General features: G+C 29.9%; 16 protein-coding genes. 15 read left to right on the top strand and 1 reads right to left on the bottom strand.

Annotation, left to right across the window (positions count from 1 at the left end):
* The 9 genes from purD to RYK99_RS00390 all read left to right on the top strand — a co-directional run bounded on the left by purD (position 1) and on the right by RYK99_RS00390 (position 11739).
* Positions 1-1236: a phosphoribosylamine--glycine ligase gene (purD, locus tag RYK99_RS00430; protein WP_314989193.1), complete on the top strand. Its 1236-nt coding sequence runs from the start codon at positions 1-3 to the stop codon at positions 1234-1236.
* A gap of 49 nt (positions 1237-1285) precedes the next feature.
* A complete protein-coding gene (gene purB, locus RYK99_RS00425) occupies positions 1286-2590 on the top strand; it encodes an adenylosuccinate lyase (RefSeq protein ID WP_314989119.1) in 1305 nt (434 codons plus the stop codon).
* A gap of 39 nt (positions 2591-2629) precedes the next feature.
* Positions 2630-4285: a formate--tetrahydrofolate ligase gene (locus RYK99_RS00420; protein ID WP_314989118.1), complete on the top strand. Its 1656-nt coding sequence runs from the start codon at positions 2630-2632 to the stop codon at positions 4283-4285.
* A gap of 270 nt (positions 4286-4555) precedes the next feature.
* The gene (locus tag RYK99_RS00415; RefSeq protein WP_314989117.1) at positions 4556-5842 is read left to right on the top strand and encodes an adenylosuccinate synthase; all 1287 of its coding nucleotides are present in this window, start codon (positions 4556-4558) and stop codon (positions 5840-5842) included.
* 289 nt (positions 5843-6131) lie between these two features.
* The gene (locus tag RYK99_RS00410) at positions 6132-6389 is read left to right on the top strand and encodes an LPXTG cell wall anchor domain-containing protein (RefSeq protein WP_314989116.1); all 258 of its coding nucleotides are present in this window, start codon (positions 6132-6134) and stop codon (positions 6387-6389) included.
* 888 nt (positions 6390-7277) lie between these two features.
* A complete protein-coding gene (locus RYK99_RS00405) occupies positions 7278-8207 on the top strand; it encodes a helix-turn-helix transcriptional regulator (protein ID WP_314989114.1) in 930 nt (309 codons plus the stop codon).
* Between the two features lie 225 nt (positions 8208-8432).
* Positions 8433-9818, top strand: coding sequence for an ABC transporter permease (locus RYK99_RS00400; protein ID WP_314989112.1), 1386 nt, complete (start codon positions 8433-8435; stop codon positions 9816-9818).
* Positions 9819-9833: 15 nt separating this feature from the next.
* Entirely contained in the window at positions 9834-11093 is a 1260-nt protein-coding gene (locus tag RYK99_RS00395) for an FtsX-like permease family protein (RefSeq protein ID WP_314989110.1), read from the top strand.
* A 13-nt stretch (positions 11094-11106) separates the two neighbouring features.
* Positions 11107-11739 (top strand): ABC transporter ATP-binding protein, encoded by a 633-nt coding sequence (locus tag RYK99_RS00390; RefSeq protein ID WP_314989109.1) that lies wholly within the window; start codon positions 11107-11109, stop codon positions 11737-11739.
* A 59-nt stretch (positions 11740-11798) separates the two neighbouring features.
* Here RYK99_RS00390 and RYK99_RS00385 read toward each other — a convergent pair whose 3' ends face one another.
* A complete protein-coding gene (locus RYK99_RS00385; protein ID WP_314989107.1) occupies positions 11799-12257 on the bottom strand; it encodes a nucleoside 2-deoxyribosyltransferase in 459 nt (152 codons plus the stop codon).
* A gap of 468 nt (positions 12258-12725) precedes the next feature.
* Here RYK99_RS00385 and RYK99_RS00380 point away from each other — a divergent pair, with 468 nt between their 5' ends.
* The 6 genes from RYK99_RS00380 (at position 12726) to thiI (ending at position 19309) form a co-directional block, all read left to right on the top strand.
* Positions 12726-14834: a DNA topoisomerase III gene (locus RYK99_RS00380; protein ID WP_314989105.1), complete on the top strand. Its 2109-nt coding sequence runs from the start codon at positions 12726-12728 to the stop codon at positions 14832-14834.
* 144 nt (positions 14835-14978) lie between these two features.
* Entirely contained in the window at positions 14979-15653 is a 675-nt protein-coding gene (gene cmk / locus RYK99_RS00375; protein ID WP_314989103.1) for a (d)CMP kinase, read from the top strand.
* Positions 15654-15672: 19 nt separating this feature from the next.
* Complete coding sequence (locus RYK99_RS00370; protein WP_314989101.1) at positions 15673-16260, top strand: lysophospholipid acyltransferase family protein; 588 nt, start codon at positions 15673-15675, stop codon at positions 16258-16260.
* 1 nt (position 16261) lies between these two features.
* Complete coding sequence (locus RYK99_RS00365; protein WP_314989099.1) at positions 16262-16693, top strand: hypothetical protein; 432 nt, start codon at positions 16262-16264, stop codon at positions 16691-16693.
* A gap of 224 nt (positions 16694-16917) precedes the next feature.
* A complete protein-coding gene (locus tag RYK99_RS00360) occupies positions 16918-18069 on the top strand; it encodes a cysteine desulfurase family protein (protein ID WP_314989097.1) in 1152 nt (383 codons plus the stop codon).
* Positions 18059-19309: a tRNA uracil 4-sulfurtransferase ThiI gene (thiI, locus tag RYK99_RS00355; protein WP_314989095.1), complete on the top strand. Its 1251-nt coding sequence runs from the start codon at positions 18059-18061 to the stop codon at positions 19307-19309. Before RYK99_RS00360 ends, thiI begins: the two co-directional genes overlap by 11 nt.
* Positions 19310-19322: the final 13 nt, after the last annotated feature.

The raw sequence follows: 19322 nt of genomic DNA, 5'->3' as shown, positions 1-19322 counted from the left end.
ATGGCTAAAGTATTAGTAGTAGGAAGCGGCGGTAGAGAGCACGCTATCGCCTATAAATTCCACAAAGAGGGGCACGAAGTACAGATGGCAGGAATTAATCCTGCAGTTGAACAATTTGGAGTATGTGTAGCATTAACAGAAGACCAAATACCAAACTACGCAAAAACAAACAATATCGATCTTGTTTTCGTTGGACCTGAAGTACCATTAGTAAATGGATTAGTAGATGAACTACAAAAAGAAGGTATCCGCGCCTTTGGACCATCTAAGCTTGCAGCACAACTGGAAGGAAGTAAAGTATTTTCAAAAATGATGATGAGAAAATACAATATTCCAACAGCAAAATATGAAAGTTTTAATGATTATGAACAAGCAAAAGAGTACTTAAGTAAGCAAAAAGCACCGATTGTTCTTAAAGCAGACGGCTTAGCTGCAGGTAAAGGTGTAATCATAGCAAACACTTTAGAAGAAGCACAAATTGAACTTAAGGAAATGATGTGTAACGCTAAGTTCAATAAGGCTGGTTCTAGCGTTGTTATTGAAGAATTTCTTCAAGGTGAAGAATTTTCGCTAATGTGTTTTGTTTCGGATAGAAAAGTTTATCCGATGAAAATTGCTCAAGATCACAAACGTGCATTCGATAATGATGAAGGATTAAACACAGGTGGAATGGGAGCATACCTTCCGCTTAAGAAAATTACTCAAGATGACATTGATGAAGGGGTTAGAAATGTTGTTCAACCGATGGTTGATGCTATGAGTGATGAAGGAATGCCATTTTACGGAATACTGTATGCCGGTCTTATGAAGTGTCATGATGGCGTAAAAACTATAGAATTTAATGTTCGTTTTGGAGATCCAGAGAGTGAAATTTTACTACTGTCTTTAGAAAGTAGTCTATATGAGATTGCTAATAATATTATCGATGGAAAAGAAGTTAAATTAACTTGGTCTGAGGATGCATTTATCGGTGTCGTAATGGCAGCAAAAGGATATCCAGAACATAGTGAAAAAGGGGCTGTAATACATGGCTTAGATAAAGTTACTACACCAATATTCCATATGGGAACTAAGCGTGTAGGTGATGATATAGTAATTAATGGTGGTCGTGTATTATTAGTTTGCGCTCAAGGAAAGAGCTTGCAAGAAGCATATAAAAAAGTGTATAATGAGATAGTAAAAATAGATTGTGAAGAACTATTTTACAGGAAGGATATCGGTCACTTGTCTTTATAGTATTTTTTAGATAGACCGATTGAAATAAAAACATCAGGAGATTATTGCAATGATTGAAAGATATAGTAGAGAAGAAATGCGTAATATCTTTAGCGATGAAAATCGTTTTAAAGCATATTTAGAAGTAGAACTTTATGCGACAGAAGCTTGGAGTACATTAGGTGTCGTACCAAAAGAAGATGTTGAAAAATTATTCGCTAATGCAAAATTTGACCTACCAGGAATTTTAGAATTAGAAAAAGAAACAAAACATGATATAGTAGCATTTACTCGTAATGTTTCTAGTTATCTAGGTGATGAGAAAAAATGGGTGCACTATGGATTAACATCTACTGATGTTGTTGATACTGCTTATGGATATTTATATAAACAAGCTAATGATATAATTTACAGAGATTTATTAAATTTCCAAGAAGTATTAAAAGAAAAAGCATTACAATATAAATTCACACCATGTATCGGACGTACTCACGGGGTTCATGCTGATATAAGTAGCTTTGGATTAAAATTCGCTCTTTATTATGATGAGTTTAACCGTCATATCAAGCGTTTCAATGAAGTTAGAAAAATTATCGAAGTAGGGAAAATTTCTGGAGCTGTAGGTACATTCTCAAATACACCACCAGAAGTTCAAGACTATGTTTGTAAAAAATTAGGAATAGAATCTAGTAATATTTCAACGCAAACACTTCAACGTGATAGACATGCAGATTACTATGCAACTTTAGCATTAATCGCAAGTTCAATCGAAAAAATTGGGGTGGAAATTCGTCACTTACAACGTACAGAAGTAAGAGAAGCAGAAGAATTTTTCTCGAAAAATCAAAAAGGTTCAAGTGCAATGCCTCACAAACGTAATCCAATCTCAAGTGAAAACATGGCAGGATGTGCTAGAATTATGCGTGGATACATGTTAGCAGCATACGAAAACATTCCATTATGGCATGAACGTGATATTTCTCACTCAAGTGCAGAAAGAATCTTAAGTAATGATGCTACAACATTATTAGACTACATGTTAAATAGATTCACTAATGTTGTAAAAAATCTAACTGTATTTACTGATAACATGATTAAAAATATTTACGCAACTAACGGTGTAATCTTCGCTCAAAGAACAATGAGTAATCTTATTGAAAAATACTCATTCTCACGTGAAGAAGCTTATGACTTAGTACAACCATTAGCTATGAAGTCATGGTTTGAAGGTATTCCATTTAGAGAGCTTCTTGAAGAAAATGAAACTATAAAAAATACAGTTTCTAAAGAAGTGTTAGATAGTTGTTTCGATCTAAATGTACATTTAGTAAATATCGACAAAATATACAAACGTATTCCAGGATTGGAAGATTAAAATAAAAAATACAAAGCACAAAGAAAAGAGGTAGATTAAATGAAGTCAGACTTTCAAATTTCAAATGAATGTGAAAAGAAACATATTGCTGAAGTAGCAGGTAAATTAGGGATAAAAGAAGAAGATTTAATATTATACGGAAATCACAAAGCAAAAATCCAAACAAAAAATATCAAAAAAGATATTAGTGAAGATGCAAAACTAGTATTAGTTACATCTATTAACCCAACATCAAGTGGAGAAGGGAAAAGTACTGTAACTATCGGTTTATCTGATGGATTAAATAGAATCGGGAAAAAATCTTGTGTTGCACTACGTGAGCCATCTTTAGGTCCTGTATTAGGAAGAAAAGGTGGAGCAGCTGGTGGAGGATATGCACAGGTTGTACCAATGGAAGATATTAACCTTCACTTTACAGGAGATATGCACGCTATTACTACAGCGCACAATGCAATCGCAGTATTAGTAAATAACCACGTATTCCAAGGTAACGAATTAGAAATTGATAAAATCGTCTTTAACCGTGTTATGGATATGAATGCACGTGATTTACGTCATATTAAAGTTAACGCTGGGACTGATTTAGAACGACTAGATGGTTTTGATATTACTGTAGCTAGTGAAATCATGGCAATCTTATGTTTATCAGAAGGACTAGGAGATCTTAAAGAAAAATTAAGTAATATTCTTGTTGCTTACAACAAAAAAGGTGAACCTGTTTACCTAAAAGATTTGAAAATTGAAGGTGTTATAACTTCATTATTAAAAGATGCAATTAAACCGAATATTGTTCAAACATTAGAGAATAATCCAGCGATTATTCACGGTGGACCATTCGCAAACATTGCACACGGATGTAACTCAATCTTAGCTACAAAAACAGCATTAAAATTCGCTGACTACGTAATTACAGAAGCTGGATTCGGAGCTGATTTAGGAGCAGAGAAATTCTTAAACATTAAATGTCGTAAGTCTGGTTTAAGACCAAAAGCTGCAGTAGTAGTTGCAACTATTAAAGCATTAAAACTACACGGTGATATTGAAGAAAAAGATCTAAAAGAAGAAAACTTAGAAGCATTAGCTAAAGGTGTTCAAAACTTAGAAAAACATATCGAAAACTTACGTAAATTTAATCTACCAATAGTAGTAGCTCTAAATGTCTTCGTTACTGATACAGAAAAAGAACTAGCGTTCTTAGAAAACTGGGCTAAAGAACAAGGTGTAGAATTCTCACGTACAGAAGTATGGGAAAAAGGTGGTCTTGGAGGAATAGACCTGGCAGAAAAAGTAGTTAAAGCTGTTGAAGGAAATGACAAAGAACTTCAATTATTATACAAAGATGAAGCTTCAATCATTGAAAAAATTGAAACTGTATGTCGTGAAATATATGGAGCTGATGGAGTTAACTTCTCTGATGAAGTTAAGGCTGAAATCGAAAGAATCGAAAATCTTGGATTCAAGAACTTACCAGTATGTATGGCAAAAACGCCAGCTTCATTAACAGATAATGCGAAAATTAAAGGTCGTCCTACAGGATTTAATATTTCAATTAACGATGTTAAGCTACGTAGTGGTGCTGGATTCGTAGTAGCTTATGCGAATAAAGTATTAACAATGCCAGGGCTTCCAAAAGTACCAAGTGCTTTAAATATCGATATCGATGAAGAAACTGAAACAATCTTAGGAATCTTCTAATAAATTCTAAGATTAGAAAATATTAATAACAAGTAACTCGAGAAATAAATTATGCTATTTTTCGGGTTATTTTTTGTTTTAGTATTTCAATGTAGTTGGCATAGTTCAATTACAATAGTTTTTAATGAAAACGCATAAAAGTGTATAAAGTGTTAAAATAGATTATATTGTCCGATAATTTTGAGCTTTTTATAAAAAATGGTTGTAAACGTCTGTATTTGTGATATAATTATTAATGGAAAAAATATTTGCTTTTAGGAGGCGTAACTAATGTCAATAATCGTAGTAGTAGGTTCACAATGGGGAGATGAAGGTAAAGGTAAAATTACCGACTTTTTAGCAGAACGCGCTGATGTAATTGCTCGTTATCAAGGGGGTAACAACGCAGGACATACTATTAAGTTTGATGGAAAAACTTACAAACTTCAATTAATCCCATCTGGAATTTTTAATGAAGAAAAACTTTCAATTATCGGAAATGGTCTAGTAGTAGATCCAAAATGGATTTGTAGTGAGATCGATAGACTAAAAGAAAGTGGAGTTACTTGTAATGGATTAAGAATCTCTAATAGAGCACATGTAGTATTACCATATCACTTAAAACTAGATGAAGTTGAAGAAGCTCGTCGTGGAGAAAATAAAATTGGTACTACTAAAAAAGGTATTGGACCATGTTATGTAGATAAATACAAACGTTGTGGTATCCGTATCGCGGACTTATTAGATGCTGATCTATTCAAGAAAAAATTAGAACAAAATCTGAAAGAAAAAAATGAACTATTCGAAAAAATATATGAAACTGAAGGATTCACAGTAGAAGAAATCTTCAATGAATACTTCGAATACGGAAAACAATTAGCTCAATATGTTACAGACACTTCTAAAGTATTAGAAGATGCACAAAATGAAAATAAAAATATCTTATTTGAAGGTGCTCAAGGTGTAATGTTAGACATCGATCACGGTACATACCCATATGTTACATCATCTAATCCATCTGCAGGTGGAATCACAGTAGGTAATGGATTCGTACCAACAAACGGTCTTAAAGTATTAGGAATTTCAAAAGCTTATACTTCACGTGTAGGTGATGGACCATTCCCAACTGAATTATTCGATGAAATCGGAGACACAATTCGTGAAGTTGGTCATGAGTACGGAACAGTTACTAAACGTCCACGTCGTATTGGATGGTTTGATACAGTAGTAATGCGTCACTCAGCTCGTGTATCTGGAATGACGAATCTGTCAGTGAACTGTCTTGACGTTCTTACAGGACTTAAAGAAATTAAAATCTGTACAGCATATGACTATAAAGGTGAAATATTAACTGAATATCCAGCGAATGAAAACATCATTAAAGATTGTAAACCAATCTATGAAACATTACCAGGATTTGATGAAGATATCACAGGTGTAATATCACTAGATGAACTTCCTGAAAATGCAAGAAAATATTTAGAAAAAATCGAAGAATTAGTAGGTGTTAAAATCTCTGTATTCTCTACAGGACCTGACAGAACACAAACTCACTTACTAGAAGATTTATGGAACTAGTATTAAGATTAATATAAGAATTAAACCTCGAGGTATAGAGTGTTATGCCTTGAGGTTTATTTTTAAGAATAACTATTCTAAGTAAAAATTATTATGTGACGAAAATGTCACGTCGTTAAATGTTTAAATTGAAAAAAAGAGTTAACGTTAAGGTGTGCGACAATTTTGTCGTGATTTTAAAATAAGAATTAATTTAATGATAAAATATAGAAGAAATCATTATTAAAATAGTATTTGTTAATAACTATTTTAGATAATTATAGCTAATATTAAATTTAGGAGACGAAAAATGAACGAGAAAAATCAGCATGGAAGTATTTTTAAAAAGTTAAGAGAGGAGAGAGGATATAAATTAAAAGATGTCGCAGTGGATGTAGCACCAGGTGAATTAAACAACAAACCTGAGTTACAACGTCCAAGAGTTAACTCAAATGGATTAAATACTCTGCCTAATACAGGTGAAAGTCAAACAGGAACGGCAACTGTAGCTGGATTAGTGGCATTAGCAGTAGCTGTGAGATTACGTAAAAATAAAGAAAATAATTAAGATAAATAATAGTTTAATTGTCTCCCTTTTATGTTGAGGGGGACAATTATTTTATAAATATTAGTAGAAAAGAATAAAGTTTGAAAGAAATATTGTGTAAATAAAGATAATGTTGCATAAAAGAATGAAATAAATTAATGAAATTTTAGTATTGAATTTTTATAAGTTAATTAAAATAATAGTGAATTAGTTTAAATAGTTATATTTAGTAAATTTAGATTTATCAACGATTTACAGTTTAAACAAAGTAGTTGGAAATAATAGATAAAAACTATAATTTTAATGTTAAATTACTATTAGTGTCACAGCTGTCATTTTTAGCTAAATATATGTGTTTAAATGGCGAAAAGTGACAATTTTAACACAATACATAAATTTTTAAGAATTAGTGCTATAATAATAAATGTCTATAAGAGTCCGTACTTATTATTTACTATAACAAAAGATGAAATATCATGTTAACACTTTTGGTTGTTTTTTCGTTAATAATGATATTCTAGGGTAAATTATAGTAGTTTATAGAAAAGAAAGTTGAAGTTTATATAAAATAATTTTGTTAACTTGCCATAAAAAATTAATTTAGAAAAAGTAGTCTAAATTGATTAAAACTTAACAAAATTGGAGAAAAAATATTATGTATTTAAATATACTTAAGTAAAATAAAGATGAGAAAAGTATTAATTTTTGAAGTTTATAAACAAGAGTAATTTAACGGGAAAATATATAGGCGTTAAAGAAAGTGACTGTGTTGTGTTGTGTTGTCAGTTACTTTTTTTATTTTTTATGATATATTTTCAATAAAATGAAAAAAACGAGGTCGCTTACTACATTAATTACTTAATATATGTTATAATTAACTTATAATTTATTTAGGAGGCGGGCGCTTAAATGGATGAAAGAAATATGCAGGGAAAAATCTTTAAGAAGATTAGAGAAGAACGTGGAATAAAGTTGAAAGCTGCGGCAGGAACAGCAATATCTGCCAGGACATTAATTAGATTTGAAGCTGATGAGACTAGTGTGTCGTTAGAAGTTTTCGAGCAATTATTAAGAAATATAGGTATATGTTATCAAGATTATTTCTCTGAATATTTACCTCTTGTAGAAGTAGATCAATCTGGTTTTTTAAAAGAGGCGAATGCATTGGAAGAATCTGGCAACTTTTCAGCTATAAAAACTCTTGCGATTAAGACTCTTGAGAGAGAAAAAATCTCAATGACTACACGTCTATATATAGAGCAGTATCTTGCGGTATTACAGGAACGTATGGTTCCAAAAATCATATTAGAAAATAGGGAAATGGTTTTGGAGCATTTAATAAATATGGATAAACATACAAAAAATGAAATGTTAACATTGGCATTAATGCTTAGAGTACTTTCAGAAGAACAACTACCTATTGAGTTTGTTCGTAGGATTATTGATGAAAATTTAAAACCTGTTGGTATTAGTGATATGTTTTCAGTTGATAAAGGAGAAAGAGCTTTACTTACTTTGCATAGTGCTATAGCATGTTTATCTAGAAGAGGATATCCAGAGGAAGCTGAAGAAAAATGCTTAAGAGCTATAGAATTAATAAAGACAAACTATAGTGAATTGACTCATTTTAATTTTCATATTAATGCATTTACTTTTATTTTAGTACAAATACAATTAAGATTAAACAAACCAGAAGCTGTTAAGTTAGCTAATAAGTGTATTCGTATGATTGATGCTCAGATTGATTTACATAATATGCAATCCGATATATATGCTAGAGAAAAATTGGTTAAAAGTTTTTATGAAAGAAATAAAACAGGAATTGATTTTGAATTCTAATGAAGCAATGTTCGTCTTAATATAATATATAATAATGAAATTCAAAATGGGAAGCTCTTATGCTTTACTGTTTTGAATTTTTTATTGAGTATAAAATTAAAGCGGTTTAATTTTATATAGATAATATAAGTTTAATTTTAAGTAAAAGCGTTATCATAAAATTATAGGTTGATAATAGTTATTAATCCTATTTAAGTTGAAATAAAATAAAAAGAGGTGTAAAAAATGTCAATATTAACTAAAGCTTGGTTATATATAACTAGGAAAAGTTTTAAATCATTTGTTATATTTTTAATTTTAGTAACAATGTCATCATTAATTTTAAGTACTATTTCAATAAAAAAATCAACGGATGCATTATCTAAAGAAACTTTCCAGAATATAACTAGTAGTTTTTCTATGGAGATAAATAGAAAAACAAATCCAGGTACTGCTAGAGGTGCTGGTAACTTAATCGGTGAGGATATAGAAAAGATTAAGAATCTTCCTGGTGTGAAAAAATATATAAAAAGAATGAATGTAAGTGCGGATCTAGTTGATTTAGAACCGTTAAAACTTGCTAATCATCAACAAGAGGAGAAAAACAACAAACAAAGACAACTTTTCTCTAAAACTGTTATTGTAAGTGGAACTAATGATTCTTCATTAGATGATAGATTCTCTGCTGAAACACTAAAATTACAAGAAGGTAGACATCTTAAAGATGATGATAAAAACTCTGTTTTAATTCACGAAGGTTTTGCTAAGAAAAATAAAGTAAAAGTAGGAGATAAGATCAAATTAAAAGGTAATCCAAATGATGCAGATAATGAAAAGAAATCTGATAAAGAGGTTGAAGTAACTGTAGTTGGTATTTTTGGAGGACAGAATAAAGGCGCAACTTCTAGTCATATGGAGCTATATGATAATATTTTTATAGCTGATACGCAAACAACAAAAACTTTATATAACTATGAAGATGGAAAAGAAATATATCAAGATGCAACATTCTTAGTTGATGGAAAAGATAAGGTAGATAGCATAATTAATGATGCTAAGAAATTACCTATTAACTGGAAACAATATATGCTTGTTAAAAGTAATCAAAACTTCCCAGCGTTACAACAATCATTAGATACAATATATAGCTTAACTAATGGTGTATTTATAGCTACAATAGTATTTAGTATAGTAATTCTTTCTCTGATTTTATTCCTATGGATAAACAGTAGAAGAAAGGAAATTGGTGTAAGTTTAGCAATTGGGATGACAAAAGCAAGTATTATTGGTCAATTTATACTTGAAGTATTGCTAATTAGTATTCCGAGTTTCATAGCTTCGTATTTTGTTGGAAGTGCAATAAGCCAAAGTATAGGTAATCAGATTTTACAAGAATCTATTAAGTCTGTAAGTAAGACGATATCAAATCAAGCTAACGGTGTTAATCTTGGAGCAAATGCAGAAGTTGAAGGTGCGAATAAAATTATTACAGCGCTAGATGTAAGTGTAGGCCTTGGCAATATGTTAACAGTAGTTATTGTAGGAATTGTAATTATTATCGTTGCTGTAGGTATTGCTTCTAGTAGATTGGCTTATAGAAAACCAAAAGATTTATTATCGGATATTAACTAATGTAAGGAGAAACTCATGAGTATTTTTAATAGGGCATATCTTTATATTATTAGAAAAAAAGTTAGGAGTAGCATTTTATTTTTCATTGTTACTTTAATATCATTTTTCTTGCTAAGTGGAAGTATACTAAATACAACTGTGGGAAGCATCTCTAAGAACTTATATAAAGATGTTAACTTTGGATTTACTATTGAAAGCATAGATAAATCAAATAAGGAAATAGAAAAGGATACTTTGAAGAAAATTAATGAAGTTGCTGGAGTAAACGAGAAGAACTATCTTTATGCAAAGTCTGTTAATGTAGTAGACAAAAAAGTTGTTCAAGAAAATCAAAATATTACAATTACTGAGGAAATAAAAAATAAAAGTAATTTAGTAATGATGAATGGAATAACTTCTACAAAAAATAATATAGATTTTAAAAGTGAAGTTCTGAAGCTAGAAAAGGGAAGACATATAGAAGAAAGTGATCAAAATAAAATCTTAGTTCATGAAAAATTTGCTACAATCAACAATTTAAACTTAGGTGATAAGATTAAATTAGAACAAAATGGTAAAACTGTTGAATTTGAAGTAGTTGGAATTTTTTCAGGGGAGAAGACTAATAACTTTGAAGGATTAAGTTCAGATTTTATAGAAAATACTGTTTATACAGATTATAACTCTAGTCAGGAGTTATTAAATTATTCAACAAGTAATCGAGTGACATCTGTTGAGTATGGAGTTAATAATCCAACTAAGTTAGATGATATTATTAGAGATGTTGAGAGTTTAGGAATAAATAATATTTCAGTATCAAAATCTAACAAGAATTACGAATTGATTACTTCTTCAGTTGAAAGTGTTACAAAACTTACGAACATGATTAGAATTGGTAGTGTTATTGTAGGAGTTGTGATTTTATCGTTAGTGCTTATGTTTTGGATAAGAGAACGATTATATGAAATTGGTGTTTTACTATCGTTAGGCATAAGTAAAGTGAATTTAATTTTACAATTTGTTGTAGAAACATTAATGGTTATGATATTCGGCTTTTTATCAGCTTTAGGATTAGAGTTTATCTTATTTAAATACATTAGCGGTAATGCTACAAGTATTTTTTCAGAAGATTTACCAAAGATAATTAGCGATGAATTAACTAAAATTTCGATTAATGGTTCGAATATTATTGGTGTGATAATAGTTATGGTAACTATTGTGATTATTTCAGTTGTAGTTGCGTTGTTACCAATATTAAAAACAAAACCGAAGAAAATTTTAACGCAAATAAATTAGAGAGGAATAAGAAATGTCGATTTTTAAATTAAAAAATGTAGATTACTTATATGAAAATAGCAGATCTAAAGTGCTAAGTGGAATTACTTATAACTTCGAAGTAGGAAAGTTTTATGCAATAATAGGGAAATCAGGAGCAGGTAAATCAACTTTACTATCTTTATTAGCTGGATTAGATAGCCCTTCAAATGGAGAAATATTATTTAATAATATAAATATTGAAAAAATAGGGTATAGTGAACATAGACGAAAAGATATTTCATTAGTATTTCAAAACTATAATCTAATTGATTATTTAACACCATTAGAAAATCTAAAGTTAGTTTCAAAAAATGTGAATAAGGATATTCTTCTAAAACTTGGATTGGAAGAAGAACATATTAATCGAAATGTTATGAAGCTTTCTGGAGGTCAGCAACAACGTGTAGCTATAGCAAGAGCATTAGTATCTGAAGCACCGATTATACTAGCGGATGAACCAACAGGAAACTTAGACGAGAATACTGCACAAGAAATTATAGATATTCTAAAAAAAGTTGCAATTGAGAATAATAAATGTGTTATTGTTGTTACTCATAGTAATCAATTAGCAAATGCTGCCGATGTAGTATTAGAATTAAAAGATAAGAAGTTGAAAATAAAATAAAATAAAAATAAAGAGGTTGACTCAAGCTGTTAGTTGGTTTGAGTCAATCTCGTTTATTGTTATAGTTTAGTTTTTAGACAAAACAGTTTTTCTAGTTCATTCATAGCTTCTTCAAAACTGTAAACTAGTGTACCATGTTTTAAAATACCACCAAGAACATAATGGTTCATTGCATAGCTAGGTATATCATATTTGTTAGCTGATTTTAATCTAATATCAGAATTAATAGCTATGATTTTTTTGTTCAGTGCAATAGCTATTCCTAATTCTACCATAACTCCGCTGTCTTCGTTAGTTACATCTGCTAAGAAAATATCACAATTTTCTACTGCGTATGTATCTCCATTGAAAATATCTTGAGGTGTTGGTAATGTTTGTTTATCTTCGTTGAAAGGTTGTTCAATTGGATTGAATACAGATAATCTTTCTCCGAATCTTTCACTTAATAATTTTCCCTCTTTTAAACGTTGAGAGATTTCCGCTTCATTAAATAGTGCTCCTGCTAAATAAAGTTTCATAGACAAATCCTCCTTTGGTGTTATATAAATTATAATATATATGAGGTGTATTTTACAACTAATGTTGAGGGGAAGTGATAGTGATTATAAGTTACTAATTTTTTCGGATAAAATGATAGATGAGAGTAAATCGATTGAGTTTGAGGATTCACAAAGAAAAGAGTATCCCTTATAGAGATACTCTTATTATGATATTGATGCTGGTGTTTCACAGCGAATAATGATATTGATGTGGGTGTTTCACCACTAATTTATATTAATAGTATCTCATTTATTTACGTATGTGTCAAATATTAAAGTAAATTTTTCTTGTTCTTAGAATGAAAAGTAAGAATGATTTAAGTAAAAAAAGGGGGAATGTTCCCACACAATAAAAATATAATTCAATTCTAATTTATCACTAGTTATTTTATCCTAAGTTTATTATAATAATTATAGTAGTAAAGAAAATATGTGAGGATATTATTGATGAAAAGTGTAGTACTTTGTGAAAAGCCGTCGGTTGCTCGTGATATAGCGAGAAATCTCGGGGCTAAAAATAATAAGAATGGTTGCTTAGAGGGAGATAAATATGTAGTTACATGGGCATTGGGACACTTGATTACCCTTCAAACACCGGATAAATATAAAGAATTTAGTAATGTGAACTTAGAAAGTTTGCCGATGATTCCCAAATTTATGAAGACTGAAATTATTAAGAAAACTTTTAAACAATATAAAGTAGTGGAGAATGCTCTAAATAGAAAAGATGTTAAAGAAATTATTATTGCAACTGATGCAGGACGTGAGGGAGAGTTAGTTGCTCGCTACATTATTGATAAAGCAAAATGTAATAAGAATATTAAACGTCTATGGATTTCATCTGTAACTGATAAAGCTATAAAAGATGGATTTAAAAATTTAAAAGATGGAAAAGAATATCTTGGATTATATCATTCTGGTATAGCTCGTGCTAATGCGGATTGGTTAGTCGGGATTAATGCTTCAAGAGCCTTAACTCTGAAATATAATGCATCTTTAAACTGCGGTCGAGTTCAAACACCAACTTTACAGATGGTTTTTGAAAGAGAAGAAAAAATTAAACAGTTTAAGCCGAAAGATTATTATACATTTGAAGCTCAAATTGATGGCGTGAAATTTAGCTGTGATAACAGTGAGTTTAATTTAGAAAAAGCAGAACAGTTTATTAAGAAGAATATTAATAAAGATATTAAGTTTAATGATGTTCAAAAAAAATCTAAGACTTCTTCTGCTAAACCATTATATAATTTAACAGATATTCAACAAACAGCGAGTGCTTTATTTGGGATGTCACCGAAACAGACGCTGAATATAGTCCAAAGTTTATATGAAAGACATAAAGTATTAACGTATCCTAGAACTGACAGTAGATATTTAACTAGTGATATGAAAAATACTCTAAGAGATCGTGTACAAGCTATAGGTGGAGATTTTAAAGAGATTACTGCAAAACTATTAAGAGAAAAAGACTTAAATGCTAAGAAAATTATTAATAATGCAAAAGTAAGTGATCACCACGCGATTATTCCTACAGAACAGAGACCAAATTATATGTCGATGTCTGAGATGGAGATGAAAATTTATAATTTAGTAGCGAAAAGATTTTTAGAAAACTTACTACCTGACTATAAATATGAAGAAACAACGTACTCATTTACTCTGGAAAATAAGGTGTTTTCAGCAAAAGGTCTAAAAGTTCTTCAGGAAGGTTATAAAATATTAAGCAAAGAAGAAATCCAAGATAAAGTTATTAATCTAAAGAATAATAGTCTTAAACTTGAATCATTAGTCTATAATAAGAAACAAACAACTCCTCCTAGTTATTATACTGAAGGTAGTTTAATATATGCGATGGAAAATCCATTTGAATTTGTTGATGATGAGAATGAAAGAAAAATTCTTAAGGAGACAAATGGTATCGGAACTGTTGCGACTAGGGCGGATATATTAGAGAAACTGTTCACGAATGATTATTTAGTATTAGACAATGGAAGAATAAAAATTACTAATAAGGCTAAACAGCTTTTAAATTTAGTTCCGAAAAATCTTAAGAGTCCGTCTCTAACAGCGGTATGGGAAAAACAACTTGATAATATTGCTAGAAGTAAACTTTCTAAAGATAAGTTTCTAAATGATGTTAAACAATATACAAAATCTTGTATCGCAGAAATTAAAGATAGTGAAGATAAGTTTAAACACGATAACATTAGTGGTAAAAAATGTGAAGAGTGCGGTAGCTTTATGTTAGAAGTAGATAAAAAGGGAACTAAAATGCTAAAATGTTCTAATCCAAGCTGTCGTAATCGCAAGGTGATTAGCCGTTTAACAAATCTTCGCTGTGATAATTGTCATAAGAAAATGACATTATTCGGAAATGGAGAAAATGCTACATATCGTTGTCAATGTGGAAATTCTTTAAAACAAAAAGAAGTTGATAAGAGAATTAAATCAAGCAAGAAAGATAAGGCTAGCCGTGTAGATATGAAAAAATACATGAAGCAGGAGAAATTAGAAAATAATGCACTAGCGGGATTAGCAGGATTGAAGCTTAAGTAGAATCATAGAGTTATATTTTGTTAAATTAATAAGTTGAGTTTAATTAATGTTGATGTTGAAAAAAATTTTTTTCGTATAAATGTAGTGTTAAAAGCAAGTCTGTGCTATAATGTATATTGAAAAAATTTGTCTGAGAGGTATATAATGAAATATGTATCAGTGGCTGTAGATGGGCCAGCAGGATCTGGAAAAAGTACGATAACAAAAATGGTAGCTGAAAAACTAGGATTTAACTATGTTGATACTGGTGCTATGTATCGTGCATTAACATATAATTTTCTATCTAATGATTTAAATGAATTGGAAGAAAATAAAATTAAAGAATTACTTAAAGATTTAGATTTTAGAGTGGAATATGTTGATGGTATTCAATATGTATATGTAAATGATGTAGAAGTTAGTGATAAAATACGAACTGCTGAAGTTAGTCAGTATACATCTTTATTCGCTAAATCTCCTACAGTGAGAGAGTTTCTAATTGATACTCAAAGAAATCTAGCTCATACTAATAATATTATTATGGATGGACGCGATATTGCTTCAGTTGTCCTACCTAATGCTGCTGTTAAAATATTTTTAACAGCGTCTGTTGAAGAAAGAGCAAGAAGAAGGGTATTAGATTTTGAACGTCAAGGTCTAGAAAATGTTGATTTCGAAAAAGTTAAGGAAGATATTAAAGCTAGGGATTGGCAAGATGAAAATAGAGATATTGCTCCACTAGTAAAAGTTGACTCTGCAACGTTAGTAGATACGACATCTATGACTATTGATGAAGTTGTTGATAAAATGACTGAACTAGTGAAAGCTGTAGAAAGATAATATTGAATAGGAGTGTAGCATGTATAATTTTGTAAGAAAATTATTAAGTTTATTTTATAAAATATTTTATAAAGTTACGATTGTTAATAAAGAAAAAATAGAAAATGCTAAAGGTGTAGTAATCTCAGGGAATCACTTGAGTAATCATGATCCATTATTATTCCCAGCTTTTTTCGAGAAAAATATCCGCTTCATAGCTAAAGAAGAATTGTTTAAAATATTTTTTGTTAAACAAGCTTTAGAAGCGACAGGAGCAATTCCTATAAAAAGAGGTACATTTGATAGAACTGCGATAAATAATAGTATTAAATTACTTAAAGAAGGAGAAGTTGTCGGGATTTTCCCTGAGGGTACTCGTTCTCATTCAAAAGATTTAGACCTTGGTCAATCTCATAACGGAGCGTCATTTATTGCTACGAGAGCAAAAACAAAAATTATTCCATTTGCTATTATCCCAAATAAAAATTTTAGAATTTTTTCTAGTATTAAAATTGTGATTGGCGATGAGATAGATGCAACTTCTTTAAAAGAAGAAGGTAAGAGTCACGATGAGATTACTGCTATTTTAATGGAAAAAATTTCAGAATTGATTGCAAAGGAGAAATAAAGTGTACGAAAAAACGATTAAATTTAAATTAGAAAAGAAATTTTTCAATCAAGCTGGTTTTTTAGATAATAAATATGTTTATGAATGGATGAACCTTGCTAAGAAGTATTATTTAAACAGCTTAGGTATAGATATCGATTCTTTAATCAACTATAATTTATATTATGCTGATATTGATGTTAAGTATTCGATAAGATCTAATATAAGATATAATAGTCAAGATATTTTTATTAAAGCATGGATTGAAAAACATAGCGGAATTAAAACTATTTTTTCTTATGAATTTTTTGTGGATGGAGAAGTAGTGATTATCGCTTCAAGTTCTCACAATATTCTAGGAACAGATAGTGATCGTGCTATAAGAATTGATAGAAATTTACCAAAATGGGATCAAATTCTTAAAGACGTTGTAGCAAATGAATATAAAGAGTAATTATAAATAATTAAAGGAGTTTCTCACTAGTATGAAAATTTCATATTTCTGAGAGACTCCTCTTATACTTTTAAAACTTTACAATGAATTTACGAATATAGATATATTAAATATAGCCTGTTTAATTGATAAATAATTGATTTTATTATATACTTTATAGTGGTTCAAAATATGTTTATTTTTTGAAAAACATATTTAATTATTGAGAAAGAAAGGTAGATAGTATGATATATTTAGATAATTGTGCTACGACTAAACCGTATAAAGAAGCTCTAGACGCTTTTGTAGAAGTTAATACGTCTTACTATGGAAATCCAGCTAGTATCAACAAATTTGGAAAAACAACTAATAAACTTCTTTCAGCTGCAAGAGCTCAAGTGGCAACTATTCTTGGTGTAGGGGAAGAAAATATCTTTTTTACTTCATGTGCTACCGAGAGTAATAATATTGCATTATTAGGAAGTGTTGAACACAAGAAAGATTTTGGAAATAGAATTATAGTTTCTAAGATTGAACATCCTTCAGTGTTAGAAACATTTAGAGAATTAGAAAGACGTGGTTTTATTTTAGACTATGTTAATGTTGATGAGAATGGTATTATAGATTTAAATCATTTAAAAACATTATTAACTAAAGAAACTATATTATTAAGTGTGATGCATGTTAATAATGTATTCGGGGCAATTCAACCTATCAATGAAATTTCAGAGATACTAAAAGAGTATCCAAAGGTTCATTTTCATGTTGATGGTGTTCAAGGAGTCTTAAAAAACAGTATTGACCTTTCAAAAGTTGATAGCTATTCTATTTCTGCTCATAAATTTCATGGTTTAAAAGGTATTGGGGTGTTGTATTTAAAATCTAGACGAACAGTTCATAATATTACTTTTGGTGGTGGACATGAGGATGGATTACGTAGTGGAACAGTGAATGTTGCAGCTGCGGTAAGTTTAGCAAAATCGTTAAGATTATCACAAGAAAAAGTTGAAGCGATAAAGGTTAAACATAAAGAATATAAAAAACTTATCGTTGATGAATTCTCTAAATATAAGCATATAGTAATTAATTCACCATTGAGTGAAAATTTTGTGGATTCTATTGTTAACATTAGCTTACCTAAAATTAAGGGTGAGGTAATTGTTAATGCCTTGAATGATAGAGGTATCATGGTTTCTACTACAAGTGCTTGTTCTTCAAAAACATTCCATCTTAATGAGGCGTTGTATGCAAGGGGATTATCTAAAGAAAATATAGAAGGTAGTATCCGAGTTAGTTTTTCATATGAAACTACAAGAAAAGAAGTTGAAACGTTTATTGAAGTATTAATAGATGAGTACAATAAAAAATTTAAAGAGGTAATTGAAAGTGGAATTTAGTCATATTATAGTAAGATATGGAGAACTTACTCTAAAATCTGGAAATAGAAATGAATTTCTAAAAAAACTTACAAAAAATATTAGATATAATTTACAAGGATTAACAGGTTTTCATGTTCAAACAAAAAGAGATAGAATGTATATACATTTAGATCATAATGAAGATGTTCATGAAATCATGGAAAAATTAAAAAGAGTACCAGGTATTCATAATTTTTCACCTGTATTAAGAGCGGGATTAGATGTTGAAGAAGCTAAGAAGGTTATTGATAAGCTGCTTGAAACTAAGTTAGATAAAGAATACAAATTTAAAATTCAAACCAAAAGACCAAATAAGAACTTCCCACATAACACAAATGAATTAAATAATGTGTTTGGAAGTCATGTGTTAATAAATTACAAAAATTTAAAAGTAAATGTAAAACAACCGGATTTTGTTATAAATGTAGAAGTTCGTAGTGAAGGGATATTTATTTTTACAGACTTTATAAAAGGAGTGGGAGGCTTCCCGGTTAATACTTCTTCGAAAGCTTTATTACTACTTTCTGGTGGTATTGACTCACCCGTAGCTGCACATACACTTCAAGTTAAAGGTGTAGAAGTTGAAATGATCCATTTCCAATCACCACCTTTCACTTCTGCAGAAGCATTACAAAAGATTTTTGATTTAACTATTAAATTAAGTCAAGTAGTAGGGAAAATTAAATTACACGTTGTTAACTTTACTAAGTTACAAACAGAGATTGTTAAACGAGTTCCATCGAATTATACTATGACTTCAACAAGAAGATTCATGTTACGTATCGCAGAAGAAGTAGCAAAAAAAGAAGGATGTTTAGCTATTGCAACAGGAGAATCTCTTGGACAGGTAGCATCGCAAACTTTAGAGTCGATGAACTGTATTAATGAGGTTACTAACTTACCTATATTAAGACCACTATTGACAATGGATAAGATAGATATAATTAAAATTGCTCAAGAAATTGAAACATTAGAAATTTCTAATCTTCCTTTTGAAGATTGCTGCACAATTTTCACGCCAAAAGCACCAAAAACAAAACCAAGATTAGAAAAAATTAAAGCTTATGAAGCACGTGATGACTACTCAGATTTAATAGCTGAGACATTAGATAGTGTTCAAACATATTTATTTGATAAAAATGGTAGAGTTATTACTCAAGATATGAGAGAACAAGAAGTTAAAAAAGAAGAAAAAGAAGATTTTTCAGATTTACTATAAAATAGAAAGTGAG

This window comes from uncultured Gemella sp., assembly GCF_963537375.1.
Classification (GTDB): domain Bacteria; phylum Bacillota; class Bacilli; order Staphylococcales; family Gemellaceae; genus Gemella.
Note: the sequence above shows the minus strand (reverse complement) of the source record. Positions and strands in the feature narration are given on the sequence as shown.